Below are 17,916 nucleotides of genomic sequence, written 5' to 3' on the forward strand. Positions count from 1 at the left end.
GCCGCGCCGTCTGACATCCGCTTTCCGCCCCTGCCGGGGCCCCGGCGCGGGCGCGGCGAAGGACTGCCGCGCCCCCCGGAACCACGCCTGTCCGCACGGGCGTCACCACACCAACAGCCGCGGCGGCCGGCCGCGCTCGACCGGCCCTCGTGACAGCCGTCTCATTGCCGTAAGGACGTGTCCCATGGAAGTCATCGGTGTCCTCGCCGTCGTATGCCTGGTCCTGGTCGTCGTCGTGCTGTTCGGCGTCTCGCGCCTCTTCCGCAAGGTCGAGCAGGGCAAGGCGCTGATCGTCTCCAAGATGCGCAAGGTGGACGTGACCTTCACGGGTCAGGTGGTCCTGCCGGTGCTGCACAAGGCCGAGGTCATGGACATCTCGGTGAAGACGATCGAGATCACGCGGGCCGGGAAGGAGGGGCTGATCTGCCGCGACAACATCCGCGCGGACATCCGCATCTCCTTCTTCGTCAAGGTCAACAAGACCGTCGAGGACGTCGTCAAGGTCGCCCAGGCGGTCGGCACGGCCCGCGCCAGCGACCGGAACACGCTGCAGGAGCTGTTCCACGCGAAGTTCTCCGAGGCACTGAAGACCGTCGGCAAGCAGATGGACTTCACCGACCTCTACACCAAGCGCGAGGAGCTGCGGTACCGGATCATCGAGGTCATCGGCGTCGACCTCAGCGGGTACCACCTCGAGGACGCGGCCATCGACTACCTGGAGCAGACGCCGCTGACCCAGCTCGACCCGGCCAACGTCCTCGACGCCCAGGGCATCCGGAAGATCACCGAGCTGACGGCCGTGGAGCACGTGCGCACCAACGAGGCGCGGCGCACGGAGGAGAAGGAGATCACCCGGCAGAACGTCGACGCGCGCGAGGCCGTACTGGAGCTGGAGCGCCGGCAGGCCGACGCCGAGATCAAGCAGAAGCGCGAGATCGACACCACCCGTGCCCGCGAGGAGGCCGAGACGGCGCGGGTCGTGGAGGAGGAGCGGCTGCGGGCGCAGACGGCGTTCCTGCGCACCGAGGAGCAGCTCGGCGTGCAGCGCGAGAACCAGGCCCGTGAGGTCGCGGTCGCCGCGAAGAACCGCGAGCGGGTCATCGCCGTCGAGAACGAGCGCATCGAGAAGGACCGCATGCTGGAGGCCATCGGCCGCGAGCGGGAGACCCAGCTGACGCGGATCGCCGCCGAGAAGGAGGTCGAGGCGGAGAAGCGGAACATCGCCGAGGTCGTCCGCGAGCGCGTCGCCGTGGACCGGACGGTCGCCGAGCAGGAGGAGTCCATCAAGAAGCTGCGCGCGGTGGAGGAGGCCGAGCGGCAGCGGCAGGCCGTCATCATCGCCGCCGAGGCGGAGGCGCAGGAGCGGCTGGTCAAGGACATCAAGGCCGCCGAGGCCGCGGAGGCGGCGGCCACCCACCGTGCCGCCGAGGAACTCACCATGGCCGAGGCCCGGTTGAAGAGCGCCGACCTGGAGGCGCAGGCCAAGCTGCGGATGGCCGAGGGCATCCAGGCCGAGGCGGCCGCGGCGGGCCTGGCGGCGGTCCAGGTCCGCGACAAGGAGGCCGACGTCATCGAGAAGGCCGGCCGTGCCGAGGCGGAGGCCACGGAGGCCCGGATGCGTGCCGAGGCCGAGGGCGCGCGGGCCAAGGCGCTCGCCGAGGCCGAGGCGATCGGCGGCAAGCTGAAGGCGGAGGCCGCCGGGCTCACCGAGAAGGCCGCGGCGATGGCCGCCCTGGACGACGCCTCGCGCGGTCACGAGGAGTACCGGCTGCGCCTGGAGGCGGAGAAGGACATCCGGCTGGCCGGGCTCGACGTGCAGCGGCAGGTCGCCGAGGCCCAGGCCACGGTGCTCGCGACCGGTCTGGAGAACGCGGACATCGACATCGTGGGCGGCGACTCGGTCTTCTTCGACCGCCTGGTGTCCTCGGTCTCGCTCGGCAAGGGCGTCGACGGGTTCGTCAAGCACTCCGAGACGGCGCAGGCCCTCGCCGGGCCCTGGCTGGACGGCTCGTCTAGCTTCACCGACGACCTGACGCGGGTGCTCGGCTCGGTCTCCACCGGCGACGTGCAGAACCTGACGGTCTCGGCGCTGCTGATGAAGCTGATGAAGTCGGGCGGCCCGGACGCCGGGCAGGTGCAGCGGCTGCTGGACCGCGCCGGTGAACTGGGGCTCGCCGACACGCCGCTGACCGCGCTGAACGGCAAGACCAGGGTCTGACCGGCCACCACCACCGGCCATCACAGACCGGGTGCCGAGGCCGCCGCACGGGGGTCGGCGGCTTCGGCACCCCTCGCATCCTGGAAGGGACCAACCGCTCATGGCCACCGCTGCGGAGACGGCTACGACCAGCACGACGGGCACACCGGGTACGGCGACCACGGCGGACGGTGCGTACGACACCGCCGACGCCGGCGCGTACGAGGTACTGCGCGACCGCCTCGCAGCGCAGTCCGCCGACCTCGCCCACCGGGCCGGACTCCTCAACGCCCGCCGCATCGAGGAGTTCGGGTCGGCGCGGCTCGAACTGGCCTCCACCGAGCGGCTGCGCACCGAGCACCCGGTCGTGCCCTGCGACGTCGCCGCCGTCGGCGACGTCCTGCTGCTCGGTTCCACCGGCCGTCCGGGCCGGCGCGACCGGGTCGCCGTGGCCGACGTCTTCACCCTGTACGACCGCGACCTGAACCCGCTGCCGGAGTCGGCCGTGCCGGGCCTGCTCGACGACCCGGCCTTCGTGCGGGAGTTCACCGACCTGCACCGCTACTACCGGCAGGCCCGGCTGCTGCGGCTGCGCCCGGTGGACGGGCGGCTGCTGGCCGTCTTCCGCACCGGTGAGAAGGCCGACGACATCCGCGTCCTGCGCTGGGAACTGACCGAGGACGGACGGACCGCCTTCCTGGACGCACGGGGCGAACGCGACGACGTGTTCCCGCCGCCGCACGACTTCGAGTGGACCGCCGCCACCCGCGAGGACCACGTCCTGGGCCGCCACCCGCACGTGTCCGTGCGCGGCGAGTTCTACGTCAGCGCGGTGGGCGGCACCCTCACCGTCAAGCTGGAGGACGACACCGAGACGGCCGAGGGCATCCACTCCGAGCCCGTCGACGAACCCCTCCAGTCCCTGGCCGACGCGGACATCGCCCACGCCCGGGTCGGTGCCCTGATCCTGCTGCGCGTGCGCCCCTACAAGGAGGACACCGACCGCCACCTGGTCTTCAACACCCTCACCAAGTCGGTGGTCCGCCTGGACGGCATCGGCGCGGCCTGCCGCCGCCTGCCCGACGACCAGGGCATCGTCTTCCCCGGCGGCTACTGCCTGGCCACGGGTGCCCACAAGACGTACGAACTCGACGCGGGCGGCCTGGAGTTCGAGCGGGAGGTGCGCTCGCCCAACGGCGAGGACGTGCTGTACGCCTTCCACGCGCGCGGCGAGAGCCGGCGGCTGCTGCTGTCGTACAACACCATCCGCAAGGAGGTCGCCAACCCGCTGCCCTGCCGCGGCTGGGCCCTGTCCGGGGACGGCACCTTCGCGGTGCTGCGCGCGGACGGCGACGAACCGGCCCAGGTGCACCCGGTGCAGCTGTGGCACTCGCCGTACCTCTCCGACACCTTCGCCGCGGCCGCGCCCACGGGCAGCGGCCCGCTGGCCCGCGTCGGCAACGCCGACCTCGTGCGCGGCATCTCCGCCTGCCTGTCGGTCGCCTCCGCGGTCGGCGAGGGGATCACCACCGCCGAGGGCTACCAGGCGCTCGCCGCGTCCTGCGTGCGCGCCGCCGACGCCCACCACTGGCTGGACGAGGAGGACCTGGGCGACCTGGCCGGGGCGCTGGCCGCCGTACGGGAGACGGCCGAGCAGGTGCTGGCCGAGTTCGAGACGGTGCGGGACCTGACCCGGCGGGCGGCCGAGGCCCGCGACGAGGCCGCCGAGCGGATCGCCGCGGTGGTGCGGCGGCTGCGCGGCGAGGCGCCCAAGGAGGCCGCCGCCTGGGTGCGGGGCCTGACCGAACTGCGGCACGCCCACGGGCACCTGCTGAACGTCAAGGAGATGCGGTACGCCGACGTCCCCGGCATCGACGCCCTCGCCGAGGAGGCCGAGGCGTCCCTCGCCGGCCTCGGGCGGCGGGCCGTCGCCTTCCTCGCCCGCGAGGACGCCTTCGACGCCCAGCGCGAGGACGTCGAACGCCTCGTCGCCGACGCGGAGGCCATCGCCACCGTCGCCGAGGCGGAGCCCGTCGCCGCCCGGCTCGACGAACTCGCCGACGGGCTGCGCACGGTCACAGACGTCGTCGCCGAACTCGACATGGGCGACGCCACCGTCCGCACCGCCCTGCTGGAGCGCGTCGCCGGTGTCCTGGGCGGCGTCAACCGCGCCCGCGCCACCCTCGACGCCCGCCGCCGTGCCCTCCTCGACCACGAGGGCCGCGCCGAGTTCACCGCCGAGACGGCCCTGCTCGGCCAGGCGGTCACCGCCGCCCTCGCCGCCGCCGACACCCCCGAGCGCTGCGACGACCAACTGGCGCGGCTGCTGGCCCGCCTGGAGGACCTGGAGTCCCGCTTCGCGGAGTTCGACGGCTTCCTGACCGAACTCGCCGACAAGCGCACCGAGATCTACGACGCGCTCGCCGCCCGCAAGCAGGCCCTCTCCGACACCCGCGCCCGCCGTGCCGAGCAGCTCGCCGCCTCCGCCGCACGGATCCTGGAGACGATCACCCGCCGGTGCGCCGCCCTCGCCGACGCCGACGCGGTCAGCACGTACTTCGCCTCCGACCCGATGCCGGCCAAGGTCCGCCGCACCGCCGACGAACTGCGCGCCCTCGGCGACACCGTCCGCGCGGAGGAACTGGACGGGCGCCTCAAGTCGGCCCGCCAGGAGGCCGCCCGCGCCCTGCGCGACCGCACCGACCTGTACGCCGACGACGGCCGCACCCTGCGCCTGGGCGCCCACCGCTTCGCGGTCAACACCCAGCCCCTGGACCTCACTCTCGTCCCCGACGGCGACGGACTCGCCTTCGCCCTCACCGGCACCGACTACCGCTCGCCGGTCACCGACCCGGCCTTCGCGGCCACGCGCCCCTACTGGGACCGCACCCTGCCCTCGGAGTCCCCCGGCGTCTACCGCGCCGAGCACCTGGCCGCCCGCCTGCTCCGCGAGCACGGCGCGGGCGCCCTCGCCGCCGCCGACGACCTGTCCGCCCTCGTCCGCGAGGCCGCGCAGGAGGCGTACGACGAGGGCTACGAGCGGGGCGTGCACGACCATGACGCCACGGTCGTCCTGAGGGCCCTGCTGCCCCTGTACGAGAGCGCCGGGACGCTCGTACACGAGCCCGCCGCCCGGGCCGCCGCCCAGCTCTTCTGGGCCCACGGCACCACCTCCGGGGCCCGCGAGGCGTGGACCCGGCGCGCCCGCTCCCTGGCCCGCGCCCGGGACACCTTCGGCCTCTCCGGTGCGATCGCGGACCTGGAGGCGGAGCTCGCGGAGGCCGTGGGCGCGTGGACGCGGGCGGGCCGGGGGCCGGGGGCGACGGCGCCCGGCCGTGCGGACACCGGAACCGGCCTCGCGCGCACGGAGGCCGCCGCCCCGGCGGAGGACGGCCCCGCGGGCGGGGGGACGGGACCGGCCGGCGGGGGCGCCCGTCCGGCGACGGGCACGGCCGCCCCGACGGCGGACGCGGCCGGTTCGCCCGCGGGGGCGGGCGGCTCCGGCACCGGGGGAGCCGCCGGCCGGGCGGCGGGCGCGGCCCGGCCCGCCGAGGGCGTCGCCGACGCCGCCGGGAGCGCCCGCGCGGCCGCCGCCTACCTCTTCCACGAACTGACCTGCGCCCCCGACGGCTTCGTCCTCGGCGCGGGCACCCGCACGCTCCTGGACAAGTTCCGCCGCACCGTGGGCACCCCCGCCTACGACGAGGACCTGGCCGCGCTCGACGACCTGGCCGCCCGCGGACAGCTCGCCGAGGCGTGGATCTCGTCGTACGCCGCCGCCTCCGGCACCGACCTCACCCCCGGCGACCTGGCCGAGGCGGTCGCCGCCGAGCTCTGCCCGGACCTGCCCCGCTACGACGGGGACAACCCGCCCACGGCCACCGCGGAGGGCCTGCTCGGCACCCACCCGCGCGTCACGGGCGGGCGGCTGCCGCTGCGCCTGGACGAGTTCCTCGCCCGCACCGCCCGTTTCGCCGCCGAGGACGTTCCCGCGTTCCGCGCCTACCAGCGGCGCCGCACCCGTCTGGTGGACGCCGAGCGCGAGCGCCTGCGCCTGGACGACCACCGCCCGCGCGTCATGTCCGCCTTCGTCCGCAACCGGCTCGTGGACGAGGTCTACCTCCCGCTCGTCGGCGACAGCCTCGCCAAGCAGCTCGGCACCACCGGAGACGGCAAGCGCACCGACACCGGCGGCCTCCTGCTGCTCCTCTCCCCGCCCGGCTACGGCAAGACGACGCTGGTCGAGTACGTCGCCGAGCGCCTCGGCCTGATGCTGGTGAAGGTCAGCGGCCCCGCGCTCGGCCACACCGTCACCTCGCTCGACCCGGCCGACGCCCCCGACGCCACCGCACGCCGGGAGATCGAGAAGGTCAACTTCGCGCTGGCGTCCGCGAACAACACCCTGCTCTACCTGGACGACATCCAGCACACGTCCCCCGAACTCCTGCAGAAGTTCATCCCGCTGTGCGACGCCACCCGCCGCGTGGACGGCGTGTGGGACGGCCGCCCCCGCACCTACGACCTGCGCGGCAAGCGCTTCGCCGTCTGCATGGCCGGCAACCCCTACACCGAGTCCGGCGCCCGCTTCCAGGTCCCCGACATGCTCGCCAACCGGGCCGACGTGTGGAACCTGGGCGACGTCCTGACCGGCAAGGAGGAGGCCTTCGCGCTGAGCTTCCTGGAGAACGCGCTCACCGCGAACCCGGTCCTGGCCCCGCTCGCCGGCCGCGACCGGGCCGACCTGGAGCTGCTCGTCCGCCTCGCCGCCGGCGACCCCACCGCCCGCGCCGACCGCCTCGGCCACGCCTACCCGCCGGCCGAGCTGGAGCGGATCCAGTCCGTCCTGCGCCACCTCGTGGCCGCCCGCGAGACGGTGCTCGCCGTCAACGCCGCCTACATCGCCTCCGCGGCCCAGTCGGACGACACCCGTACGGAACCGCCCTTCCGGCTCCAGGGCTCCTACCGCAACATGAACAAGATCGCCCAGCGCATCCGCCCCGTCATGAACGACGCCGAACGCGCCGCCGTCCTCGACGACCACTACACCGCCGAGGCGCAGACCCTCACCCACGGGGCCGAGGCCAACCTCCTCAAGCTCGCCGAGCTGCGCGGCACGCTCACCCCGGAGCAGGCCGACCGCTGGGCCGAGGTGCGCGCCGCCCACGTCCGCGCCCGCACCCTCGGCGGTGCCGACGACGACCCGGTGGTGCGTGCCGTGGCCGCCCTGGGGCTGCTCGCGGACCGGGTCGCCGCCGTGGAGTCCGCCATCACCCGCGCCGCCGATCCCCGCCACCTGCTGGCCAACCCCCACGCACGGCACGCGGCGGACGGAACGGGGCGGTGATGCCGACGGCCGGGTGTGGTTGAGTCGAGCCACCCGGGAGAGCCACGGGAGCCGTGGGAACCATGGGAACCACGGGAACCACGGAGAGGAAGGGGGCCGCCGTGCACGTCCTGCTTCTCGGCGGCACCACGGAGGCCCGCCGCCTCGCCGAACTGCTGGCGGCCGGGCCGTCGCCGGGACTGCGCGTGACGAACTCCCTGGCGGGCCGCGTCTCCGCTCCCCGGACCCCGCCGGGCGAGATGCGCGTCGGCGGCTTCGGCGGCGCCGAGGGGCTCGCCGCCTGGCTCCGCGAGCACGCGGTGGACCTCCTCGTCGACGCCACCCATCCCTTCGCCGACACCATCACCCGCAACGCGGCACACGCCGCCGCCACCGTCCGGGTCCCCCTCCTCGTGCTGCGCCGCCCCGGCTGGCGGCGCGTCGAGGGGGACGTCTGGCACGACGCCGCTTCCCTCACGGAGGCCGCCGCGCTCCTGCCCGCCCTCGCCGCCCGACGGGTCTTCCTGACCACCGGCCGGCTGGGCCTGGCCGCCTTCGCCGGCCTGACGGACCCCTGGTTCCTCGTACGGTCGGTGGACGCGCCCGAGGAGCCCTGCCCGCCCCGCGCCCAGGTCCTGCTGGACCGCGGCCCCTTCACCCTCGACGGGGAACGCGAGCTGCTGCGCCGGCACCGGATCGACGTCCTGGTCACCAAGGACAGCGGGGGAGCGGCCACCGCCCCGAAACTGACGGCCGCCCGGGAGGCGGGGCTGCCCGTGGTCGTGGTGCGCAGGCCGCCGGCGCCCCGGGGAGTGCCGGTCGTCGGCGGACCCGAGGAGGCGGCGCGATGGATCGGCGCGGCACGCGGGAAGCGGGTCCCCTAGCTCTCCCCTGGCTCACGTCCGCACGCCGGTCCCGCCGCTCACTCCTCCTCGCTGGCGATCGCGTTGATCGCGGCGGCGGCCATCGCGCTGCCCCCGCGGCGCCCCCGCACGACGAGGTGTTCCAGGCCCGAGGGGTGGGCGGCCAGCGCGTCCTTGGACTCGGCGGCGCCGACGAAACCGACCGGGACACCGATGACGGCGGCGGGGCGGGGCGCCCCCGCGTCGATCATCTCCAGCAGCCGGAACAGCGCGGTGGGCGCGTTGCCGACGGCGACGACGGCCCCGTCGAGGCGGTCGCGCCACAGTTCGAGGGCGGCGGCGCTGCGCGTGGTGCCGAGCCGGGCCGCCAGCTCGGGGACGGCGGGGTCGGACAGGGTGCACAGGACCTCGTTGTCCGCGGGCAGCCGTTTGCGCGTCACCCCGCTGGCCACCATCCGCACGTCGCACAGGACCGGCGCACCGGCCCGCAGGGCCTCGCGTGCGCGGGCCACGACGCCGGGCGACCAGGACAGGTCACGGACCAGGTCGACCATCCCGCAGGCGTGGATCATCCGGACCGCGACCCGGCCGACGTCCGCGGGCAGCCCGGAGAGGTCGGCCTCCGCGCGGATGGTCGCGAACGACTGGCGGTAGATGGCCGCGCCGTCCTTCTCGTACTCGTACTCGTTCGGGGAGTCGTACGGGCTCACGGTGCTCTTCTCGCTGCTCTCGGTCGGCTGACGGCCACGGCCGGGAGCATACCGACAGGGCACCGGCGGCGGTTTGCCGTGCGCCGCGCGGTGAAACCCGGCAGGCACCGACGCAAGGCACACAGCGGAAGACCAGCGGAAGACCAGCGGAACAACAGCGGAAGAGGAGCGGCCACCATGACGACCACCGTGAACGACCTACTCCGTACCTACCCCGCCGACCTGGGCGGCGTGGACCGGGACGCCATGGCCACGTGCATCGAGGAGTGCCTCAGGTGCGCCCAGGCGTGCACCGCGTGCGCCGACGCCTGCCTGTCCGAGGAGGCGGTCGCCGATCTGACCAAGTGCATCCGCACCAACATGGACTGCGCCGACGTCTGCAGCGCCACGGCCTCGGTCCTGTCCCGGCACACGGGCTACGACGCCAACGTCACCCGCGCCGTGCTGCAGGCCTGCGCGACCGTGTGCCGGGCCTGCGCCGACGAGTGCGGCCGCCACGCCGGCATGCACGAGCACTGCCGGGTCTGCGCGGAGGCGTGCCGAAGCTGCGTGCAGGCGTGCGACGAACTGCTCGCCGGCCTGGGCTGAGGCCGGCGGGCAGTTCCGTGCCGGGGGCGGTCAGTGGTAGGCGTGCACGACGGCGTGGCCCTTGCCGCGGCCGATCATCCACTTGTTGACCGGCGTCGTGATCACGAACGCCAGGGCGAGGCCGCCGAGCAGGGCGTACCAGAACAGCCCGTCCGACAGGTGCGCGTCCAGCGCGCCCGGTACGAGGGCGACGATGCCGTTGTCGATCAGCTCCATCACGGCGATGGAGACGGTGTCGGCGGCCAGCGCCACCTTCAGGGCGGCCTTCAGGGACACCCCGGCACGCACCACCGCGAACAGCGTGAAGGAGTAGCCGAAGACGAACGCCAGGGCGATGGCCAGCACCATGGTCGGCGCGTTGCCCCACATCAGGGCGGTGCCGACGACCATGCCGAGGATCTCGCCGACGGCACACCCGGTGAGGCAGTGCAGCGTCGCCCGCATCGCGGTCGCCCAGGTGGCGCCGTGAGCGTGGTGGCCGTGTCCGTCGCCCGCGGGGGCGGTGTGGTGGTGCCCGGTGCCCGAGTGGTGCGTGCTGTGGTCCATGAGCCTCACTGTATACCCCCCTGGGGTATGTGGGCCAGTGTTGCAGGGTTCCGCGGACGGAGCGGAGACGGGGGCGGAAGCGGGGGGTGGACGCGCCGGCGGGCGCCCGGCCCTGCTGGCCCGCCTGGCCGCGGCGTACGGGCCGCCTTCGACCCGTCCGTCCTGCTGTCGTACACGCTGCTGCACGTGTACAGCGATCTCCCCTGGTACCTGCGGGAGGTGGGTGCTCCCGCGCGGGAGACCCTGCCCGCGCTCGCGGAGGCGTGGTTCGGCGCGGCGGGGTGACGCGGCGGGGGCGGGACCTCCGCCGCCCGTTCCGGCTGCACCGCCGGCGAGGCCGTCGCCGTCACGGGCGGCATCACCACTACGCGTCCCTCCCCGCCGGCCTCGCAGCGTCGGCCGTCCGGCGGGAGGCGGTCCGGACCGCTCCGGCCCCGCCCACGCCCGCGGGTCACCTCCGGTACCGCTGCGCCACTGTCGCGAAGGCGGCCTTGGGTTCCCACTCCATGTCCGGGTAGGTCCGCCCCCGTTGGCCTTCGAGGAGTGCGACGATGCCCAGCCCGGCCCGGTCCAGGTCGTCCCGGGGGTCGCCGTCCGGACGGTGCGGGTAGCCGGGCAGGGCGAAGAGGAACACGAACGCGCTGTCCACGCCCTCGGTCTCGAAGATCTCCAGCAGTTCGCCCAGATACGCGGCCTGGCCGGCCTCGTCGCGTTCGTACACGCCGTCGAGTCGCACCGGGACCCTGGTCTCCGGGTCGTGCTCGACCACCTCCAGCACCCGACCGCCGCGGTCCCCCGCGCCGCGGTAGGCCGCGGTGCCGAAGCCGGTGACGGCGAGCGGCTTCGGGCCCCCGGCCAGGGTGCGCACCGCGTCCCGGAACCGGTCGGCGACCTCGGCGGAGCGGAGCAGCTCGAACGTCATGATGTCGAAGGGGGCCCAGTCGACCTGCTCGAACTGGATGGACGCGTAGGTGAGCCGGCCCTGGAAGTGCCGGCGGACCGTGGCCACGGCGTCGCGGAGGAACGCGTTGAGGCGCACGCCGAGTTCGCGCATCGCCTCGGCCCGTCGCCCGGGTCGGCTCATCAACCGCCCGACCCGCTCCTCGGGGCTCTCTCCGGGCAGGAACCCGCGGTTCATCACGCTCAGTTCGACGCCCGCGACGAACACGACCTCGGCCCCCTGCCGCCGGAGCCGCTCCGCCCGCGCGGCGCAGTCGCCGAAGAGGGTGAGGATCTGCTCCGGATCCAGCTCCAGCGGATACGGCGAGAACCAGACCTCCAGGCCGAGTTCGGCGGCGGCGACGGCGGCCAGCTCCAGCCGGTCCGGATCGCCGCCGATGATCTGGACCGCGTTGCAGTGCAGGTCGTCGCGGATGATGCCCAGCTCGCGCCGGACCACCGAGGGGTCGAAGTGCGCGCGGGACGTCCGGCCGTGCACGACGAATCCGGTGTCGTAGGTCATTCCTCTTGCTCGCACGGGGACGTCCTCTCTGCCGGTTCCGGTCGGGCCGAGCCTGGCAGGAAAGATGCGTGCACGCAAGTTTGCGTCCACGCAGGTTGTCGTGCGCGCAATTTTGCGGACACGCACGCCCGTGTGGAACGCTGGCCCCGTGACGGCGACACCACCAGGGCTGCGGGAGCGGAAGAAGCAGGCCACGCGCGAGGCGCTGCGTGAGGCGGCCCTGCGCCTGGCCGTCGAACGCGGGCCGGACCGGGTGCGGGTCGAGGACATCGCGGAAGCGGCCGGGGTCTCGCCGCGCACCTACAACAACTACTTCGCCAGCCGAGAGCAGGCGATCGTCTCCGCCGTCACCGCGGACCGGGAGGCGCGCATCGCCGCGGCGGTCGCGGCCCGGACCGCGGACGTGCGCCTGGCCGACGCCGTGACCGAGGCAGTGGTCGAGCAGTACACGAACACCGGCGAGCGCGCGCACGAGGCGCTGCTGCTGATCACCACCCGGCCCGCACTGCGCGACGCCTTCCTCGACACCACCGCCGGCATCGAGCCCCCTCTCGCGGCGGTGATCGCCGAACGCCTGGACGACACCGGAGCACACACGGCCCGCGTCCTCGCCGCAAGCGTCGCCGCGGCGGTCCGCATCGCCCTGGAAACCTGGCTCCGTCCGACCGGCGACGCGGACACCGCCGGAACCCTGGTCGTGCCCTCCGGCCCCCTGCCAGACCAACTCCGCACGGCCCTGGCCCCCTTGGCACCCGCATTCGACGCCGCGGAGCAACGGACGCAGACGTAAAGGCGATTCCGGCCGCCCCGGAACATGCCGACGCACTCGATCCCCGCCGCTCCGCGAGGCCGGCCCCACCGGCGGAGGGCGCGCCACGGGGCCGACCGCTACCGCCGGGAGACGGTGCCGGAGCCACCCGCTCCCTGACTCAGGGCCACACCAAGCAATACGGCTGATGCCCCGCCTCATGCAGCCGGTGGCTGAAGTCCTGCCACTCGTGCAGCAACTGGTACACGTTGAACGCGTCCCGCGGGCCGCCCCGGTCCGGGACCGTGGACCAGATGAAGGCCGCCGCGCCGACCGCCTCCTCGCCGATGCCGCGCAGGGGGTCGACGACGGTCATCGGGAGCTTCACGACCGCGTAGTCGGGGTGCAGGACGACCAGTTCCAGCGGGGGCACCCGGTGCAGGGGGACGCCCTCGATGCCGGTGAGGACCATCGCGGCCATCGTCTCCGGCTTGATCTTGGTGAACATGCCGTTCATCCCGAGCTCGTCGCCGCCCAGTTCCTCGGGGCGCATCGAGATCGGGACGCGGGCCGCGGTCGCGCCGTCGGGCGCGCCGAAGTACTTGTAGGTCACCCCCACCCGACCACCATTCCTGCTCCCCGCCCCCAGCCGGTCGGCCCGCCTCGCGAGCCGGTCGGGCTCGCCCGGGGTGCCGTGTGCCTGACGTGCTTCGGACGCTTCCTCCGCCTCGCGTCGGTGCCTTCCCCGCCGGGCACGTCGAGGACCCAGGTCGTCGGTCCCCTCGCCCAGTCCGCCACCGCGATGCATATCTCCACCCGACTGCTTTTCTAGGACGCGTGGCCCCCGCCGCGCAACCCGATCATCGTGTCAGTGACCTCCCCCACGGCCGCTCGCCGAAACGTGCGGTGAAACATCTGGCCGTCATGCCGCCGTCGTACGACCGCCATGTGTCCGGCCCGCGATCCCGGGACGGCCCTCGGCCGTGCCCGCGTCGCTCCGGTGAGCTGCGTGGATGGGCTCCAGTCTGGCAGACGGCACGGCATTCGGGGCGGTTGTCTACCCTTGACCAAGTCACCCTGGGCAACCAGCGGCCGAGCGGGGCCCGTACGGGGTCCGATACGTCGGAGAAGGTCGAGAAGGTCGGAGAAGTCGCAGGTCATGAGCGAACTGGCATATCCATACGAAGCACCGGCCTCGCAGGCTCTGTTCGACCGCGCGGCGGCCGTCACGCCCGGCGGGGTGAACTCCCCGGTGCGCGCCTTCGGCGCCGTCGGCGGCAGCCCCCGGTTCATGGTGTCCGGCACCGGGCCGTACCTGACCGACGCGGACGGGCGCGAGTACGTCGACCTGGTCTGCTCCTGGGGGCCGATGATCCTCGGGCACGCGCACCCCGAGGTGGTGGCCGCCGTGCAGGAGGCGGTCGCGCGCGGGACGTCGTTCGGCACGCCGGCCGAGGGCGAGGTCGCGCTCGCCGAGGCGATGGTGGAGCGCGTCGCGCCGCTGGAGGAGGTGCGGCTCGTGTCGAGCGGGACCGAGGCCACCATGTCGGCCATCCGGCTCGCCCGCGGGTTCACGCGGCGCACCAAGGTGATCAAGTTCGCCGGCTGTTACCACGGTCACGTCGACTCGCTGCTCGCCGCGGCCGGTTCCGGCGTCGCCACCTTCGCGCTGCCCGACACCCCCGGTGTCACCGGCGCCCAGGCGAGCGACACGATCGTGCTGCCGTACAACGACCTGGAGGCCGTGCACGCCGCCTTCGCCGCGCACCCCGGCGAGATCGCCTGCGTGATCACGGAGGCCTCGCCCGGCAACATGGGCGTCGTGCCGCCGCTGCCCGGGTTCAACCAGGGACTGAAGGACGCCTGTGCCGCCAACGGCGCGCTGTTCGTGTCCGACGAGGTCATGACCGGGTTCCGCACCAGCCGTGCCGGGTGGTACGGCGTGGAGGGGGTCGTGCCCGACCTCATGACCTTCGGGAAGGTGATGGGCGGCGGATTCCCCGCCGCGGCCTTCGGCGGGCGGGCCGACGTCATGGCGCACCTCGCTCCGGCCGGCCCGGTCTACCAGGCCGGCACCCTCTCCGGGAACCCGGTCGCCACCGCCGCCGGGCTCGCCCAGCTGCGGCTCCTCGACGACGCGGCGTACGAGACCGTCAACGCCGCGTCCGCGCAGATCCAGGCGCTGGTGACCGAGGCGCTCGCCAAGGAGGGCGTCGCGCACACGGTGCAGACCGCCTCCAACATGTTCTCCGTCTTCTTCACCGACCGTCCGGTGCGGAACTACGAGGACGCCAAGGCGCAGGAGTCCTTCCGGTTCACCGCCTTCTTCCACTCCCTCCTCTCCCACGGCGTCTACCTGCCGCCGTCCTCCTTCGAGTCCTGGTTCGTCTCCACCGCCCACGACGAGCGGGCCGTCCAGCGCATCGCCGACGCCCTCCCGGCGGCGGCCCGCGCGGCTGCGGAGGCGACGGCATGAGCCACGACAACGACGAGGAGCTGACCGTCGTCCACGTCATGCGGCACGGCGAGGTCGACAACCCCACCGGCGTCCTGTACGGGCGGCTGCCCGGCTACCACCTCTCCGAGCTGGGCCGGCGCATGGCCGAGCGGGTCGCCGAGCACCTGGAGTCCCGGGACGTGACGTACGTCGTGGCCTCCCCGCTGGAGCGGGCGCAGGAGACCGCCACGCCGATCGCCAAGACGCACGGGCTCGACCTCGACACCGACACGCGGCTCATCGAGGCCGGGAACGTCTTCCAGGGCAAGACCTTCGGCATCGGCGACGGCGCGCTGCGCCGGCCCGCGAACTGGAAGCACGTGGTCAACCCGTTCAAGCCGTCCTGGGGCGAGCCGTACGTCGACCAGGTCGTGCGGATGAAGGGCGCGATCGACGCCGCCCGGGACCGGGCCCGCGGTCACGAGGCCGTGGTCGTCAGCCACCAGTTGCCGATCTGGATCCTGCGGTCGTACGTCGAGCGGCGGCGGCTGTGGCACGACCCGCGCAAGCGGCAGTGCACGCTGGCGTCCCTGACGACGTTCACCTACCGCGGCGACCGGATCGTCTCCGTCGGCTACACCGAGCCCGCCCGCGACCTCGTCCCGGCCCACCTCCTCGCGGGGGCCAAGCCGGTGAAGGGGCAGGGGAAGGCCTTCGGGGCCTGACGGACGGCTCCACGGCTCCACGGCTCCACGGCTCCACGGCCCCACGGCCCCAAGGCCCCACGGCGGCCTGGCGGCCCGACGGCCCAACGGCCTGGCGGCCCCACGGCCCGGGCGACGCGACGGTCGTCCGGGCCCCTGCCCCGTGCCGCCCGGTCCCGCCGCCGCGGGACCGTTCCTGTGGGTTCGCTGTTACCCAACCCGCACATATTTCCGGAACCCGCTCGTTCGTCGCGTCCTCTCACCTAGTGACCACCCAAGGACGCGACGAACGAGGTTGCGATGCGCACTACCAACCGCACTCTCACCCGCAGGGGGATACTCGGACTCGGCGCGGGGGCCGCGGCGGCGGTCGGACTCGCGGGCTGCGGAACCGGTTCCCACTCCTCGGCGGAGGGCTCGCACCAGGCCGGTGACGCCGGGAAACCATCGCCCTCCGGCAGCAGCAAGGCCCCGGCGAAGCTCATCGGCGACGGCTCCACGTCGTACACCGGCAAGCAGCCGCACCAGCCGGACACCCCCGTGCCGCTGGAGCCGGGGCAGACGCCGCCGCAGTTCGTCGTCTTCTCCTGGGACGGGGCCGGCGAGGTCGGCAACGGGCTCTTCCCGCGCTTCCTGGACCTCGCCCGGGAGCACGGCGCACACATGACCTTCTTCCTCTCGGGCCTGTACCTGCTGCCCGAGTCGAAGAAGCGCCTCTACGACCCGCCGAACAACCCGCGCGGCGCCTCCGACATCGGCTACCTCACCGACGAGCACATCAAGGCGACCCTGGAGAACGTCCGACGCGCCTGGCTCGACGGGCACGAGATCGGCACCCACTTCAACGGCCACTTCTGCGGGGGCGGCGGCAGCGTCGGCAACTGGACGCCCGCGCAGTGGCGCAGCGAGATCGACCAGGCGAAGTCCTTCGTCAAGGAGTGGAGGACCAACAGCGGCTGGACCGACCTGCCCGCCCTGCCCTTCGACTACGACAAGGAACTCGTCGGCGGCCGCACGCCCTGCCTGCTCGGCCAGGACAGCCTGCTGCCCACCGCCCGGGAGCTGGGCTGGCGCTACGACGCCTCCTCGCCCGGCGGGCGCCAGGTGTGGCCGGTGAAGAAGGACGGGATCTGGGACCTGCCGCTGCAGCAGATACCGTTCCCCGGCCACTCCTTCGAAGTGCTCTCGATGGACTACAACATCCTCGCCAACCAGTCGGTCAACTCGACCAAGGCCCCGGCGCACAACTACCCGGGCTGGCGCGAACAGGCCACGAAGGCGTACATATCAGGCTTCAAGCGGGCGTACGAGACGAACCGGGCGCCCTTCTTCATCGGCAACCACTTCGAGGAGTGGAACGGCGGCATCTACATGGACGCCGTCGAGAACGCCCTCAAGCACATCGCGCGGGAGAAGGAGAAGGGCGAGGACATCCGCCTCGTCTCCTTCCGGCAGTTCGCCGACTGGCTGGACGTGCAGAAGCCCGAGGTGCTCGCCAAGCTCCGCACGGTCGAGGTCGGACAGCGGCCCGCCGGAGGCTGGAACGCCTTCCTCAAGGGCACCTCCGCGACGGGCTCCACACCCCCCGGGAACGCCGCCTGAAATGCGGGTTTCCGCCCGTGAGGGGGGTGCGCAAGATCCCCGGAACGGACATGCGAAACTTTTCACATGAGTGCCGCCAGCCGCGCCCCCCTGCGCTCGACCCGCTCGACCCGCACCGCCGTCCGCGTCCGTAGCCGGGCCGCCCTCGCCCTCGGCGCAGCCGCCGCGGCGCTCCTCGTGTCCGCGTGCAGCTCCGGCGGCACCTCGGGCGGCGGCGGCCAGACCGGCTTCATCACCGGCTCGGACGGCATCGCGACCGCGAAGGAGGGCGAGCGCGCCGACGCCCCCGAGCTGTCCGGCGAGACCGTCGACGGCGGACAGGCCGACGTCGCCGACTACAAGGGCAAGGTCGTCGTCCTCAACGTCTGGGGCTCCTGGTGCCCGCCCTGCCGGGCCGAGGCCAAGAACTTCGAGAAGGTCTACCAGGACGTCAAGGACCAGGGCGTCCAGTTCGTCGGCATCAACACCCGCGACACCTCCCCCGGACCGGCCCGCGCCTTCGAGAAGGACTACGGGGTCACCTACCCGAGCCTGTACGACCCGAGCGGCAAGCTCCTGCTCCGCTTCGAGAAGGGCACCCTCAACCCGCAGGCCGTCCCCTCCACGCTCGTCATCGACCGCGAGGGCAAGGTCGCCGCGCGCACCCTCCAGGCGCTCAGCGAGGAGAAGCTGCGCAAGATGCTCGCCCCCTACCTCGCCGACGGGTCCGCCGACTCCGCCAAGCCGGGGAAGTGAC

Annotated in this window: 13 protein-coding genes; 9 read left to right on the top strand and 4 right to left on the bottom strand. The window is 73.6% G+C overall.

Annotation, left to right across the window (positions count from 1 at the left end; genetic code table 11):
- Positions 1 to 184 precede the first annotated feature (184 nt).
- The 3 genes from Sdi02f_RS07115 to Sdi02f_RS07125 all read left to right on the top strand — a co-directional run bounded on the left by Sdi02f_RS07115 (position 185) and on the right by Sdi02f_RS07125 (position 8,404).
- Positions 185 to 2,218: an SPFH domain-containing protein gene (locus Sdi02f_RS07115; protein ID WP_053664551.1), complete on the top strand. Its 2,034-nt coding sequence runs from the start codon at positions 185 to 187 to the stop codon at positions 2,216 to 2,218.
- Positions 2,219 to 2,318: 100 nt separating this feature from the next.
- Entirely contained in the window at positions 2,319 to 7,541 is a 5,223-nt protein-coding gene (locus Sdi02f_RS07120) for a DNA repair ATPase (protein ID WP_108932956.1), read from the top strand.
- A 101-nt stretch (positions 7,542 to 7,642) separates the two neighbouring features.
- The gene (locus Sdi02f_RS07125) at positions 7,643 to 8,404 is read left to right on the top strand and encodes a cobalt-precorrin-6A reductase (RefSeq protein WP_055467537.1); all 762 of its coding nucleotides are present in this window, start codon (positions 7,643 to 7,645) and stop codon (positions 8,402 to 8,404) included.
- A gap of 38 nt (positions 8,405 to 8,442) precedes the next feature.
- Here the strand turns inward: Sdi02f_RS07125 and Sdi02f_RS07130 are convergent, their stop codons facing one another.
- Positions 8,443 to 9,093 (bottom strand): precorrin-8X methylmutase, encoded by a 651-nt coding sequence (locus Sdi02f_RS07130; RefSeq protein WP_053664545.1) that lies wholly within the window; start codon positions 9,091 to 9,093, stop codon positions 8,443 to 8,445.
- A gap of 177 nt (positions 9,094 to 9,270) precedes the next feature.
- On the opposite strand from Sdi02f_RS07130, the gene Sdi02f_RS07135 reads away from it, so the two are divergent.
- Positions 9,271 to 9,681, top strand: coding sequence for a four-helix bundle copper-binding protein (locus Sdi02f_RS07135; protein ID WP_108932957.1), 411 nt, complete (start codon positions 9,271 to 9,273; stop codon positions 9,679 to 9,681).
- Between the two features lie 30 nt (positions 9,682 to 9,711).
- Here the strand turns inward: Sdi02f_RS07135 and Sdi02f_RS07140 are convergent, their stop codons facing one another.
- Complete coding sequence (locus Sdi02f_RS07140) at positions 9,712 to 10,227, bottom strand: DUF4396 domain-containing protein (RefSeq protein ID WP_030401615.1); 516 nt, start codon at positions 10,225 to 10,227, stop codon at positions 9,712 to 9,714.
- A 451-nt stretch (positions 10,228 to 10,678) separates the two neighbouring features.
- On the bottom strand, positions 10,679 to 11,689 hold the full coding sequence (locus Sdi02f_RS07150) for a hypothetical protein (protein ID WP_055467533.1): 1,011 nt from the start codon (positions 11,687 to 11,689) through the stop codon (positions 10,679 to 10,681).
- Between the two features lie 148 nt (positions 11,690 to 11,837).
- On the opposite strand from Sdi02f_RS07150, the gene Sdi02f_RS07155 reads away from it, so the two are divergent.
- Positions 11,838 to 12,479, top strand: a complete 642-nt coding sequence (locus Sdi02f_RS07155) for a TetR/AcrR family transcriptional regulator (protein WP_108932958.1) — start codon at positions 11,838 to 11,840, stop codon at positions 12,477 to 12,479.
- A gap of 139 nt (positions 12,480 to 12,618) precedes the next feature.
- On the opposite strand, the gene Sdi02f_RS07160 is transcribed toward Sdi02f_RS07155, so the two are convergent.
- Entirely contained in the window at positions 12,619 to 13,245 is a 627-nt protein-coding gene (locus Sdi02f_RS07160; protein WP_174843317.1) for a hypothetical protein, read from the bottom strand.
- Positions 13,246 to 13,596: 351 nt separating this feature from the next.
- On the opposite strand from Sdi02f_RS07160, the gene hemL reads away from it, so the two are divergent.
- The 4 genes from hemL to Sdi02f_RS07185 all read left to right on the top strand — a co-directional run bounded on the left by hemL (position 13,597) and on the right by Sdi02f_RS07185 (position 17,915).
- The gene (hemL, locus tag Sdi02f_RS07170; protein ID WP_108932959.1) at positions 13,597 to 14,913 is read left to right on the top strand and encodes a glutamate-1-semialdehyde 2,1-aminomutase; all 1,317 of its coding nucleotides are present in this window, start codon (positions 13,597 to 13,599) and stop codon (positions 14,911 to 14,913) included.
- Positions 14,910 to 15,599 carry a histidine phosphatase family protein gene (locus Sdi02f_RS07175; protein ID WP_030401651.1) on the top strand — a complete coding sequence of 230 codons (690 nt, stop codon included), beginning with the start codon at positions 14,910 to 14,912 and terminating at the stop codon, positions 15,597 to 15,599. Before hemL ends, Sdi02f_RS07175 begins: the two co-directional genes overlap by 4 nt.
- 279 nt (positions 15,600 to 15,878) lie before the next feature.
- Complete coding sequence (locus Sdi02f_RS07180; protein ID WP_108932960.1) at positions 15,879 to 17,180, top strand: polysaccharide deacetylase family protein; 1,302 nt, start codon at positions 15,879 to 15,881, stop codon at positions 17,178 to 17,180.
- Between the two features lie 66 nt (positions 17,181 to 17,246).
- Complete coding sequence (locus tag Sdi02f_RS07185) at positions 17,247 to 17,915, top strand: TlpA family protein disulfide reductase (RefSeq protein ID WP_053664534.1); 669 nt, start codon at positions 17,247 to 17,249, stop codon at positions 17,913 to 17,915.
- Position 17,916: the final 1 nt, after the last annotated feature.

This window comes from Streptomyces ardesiacus (genome assembly GCF_003112575.1).
GTDB lineage: Bacteria > Actinomycetota > Actinomycetes > Streptomycetales > Streptomycetaceae > Streptomyces > Streptomyces ardesiacus.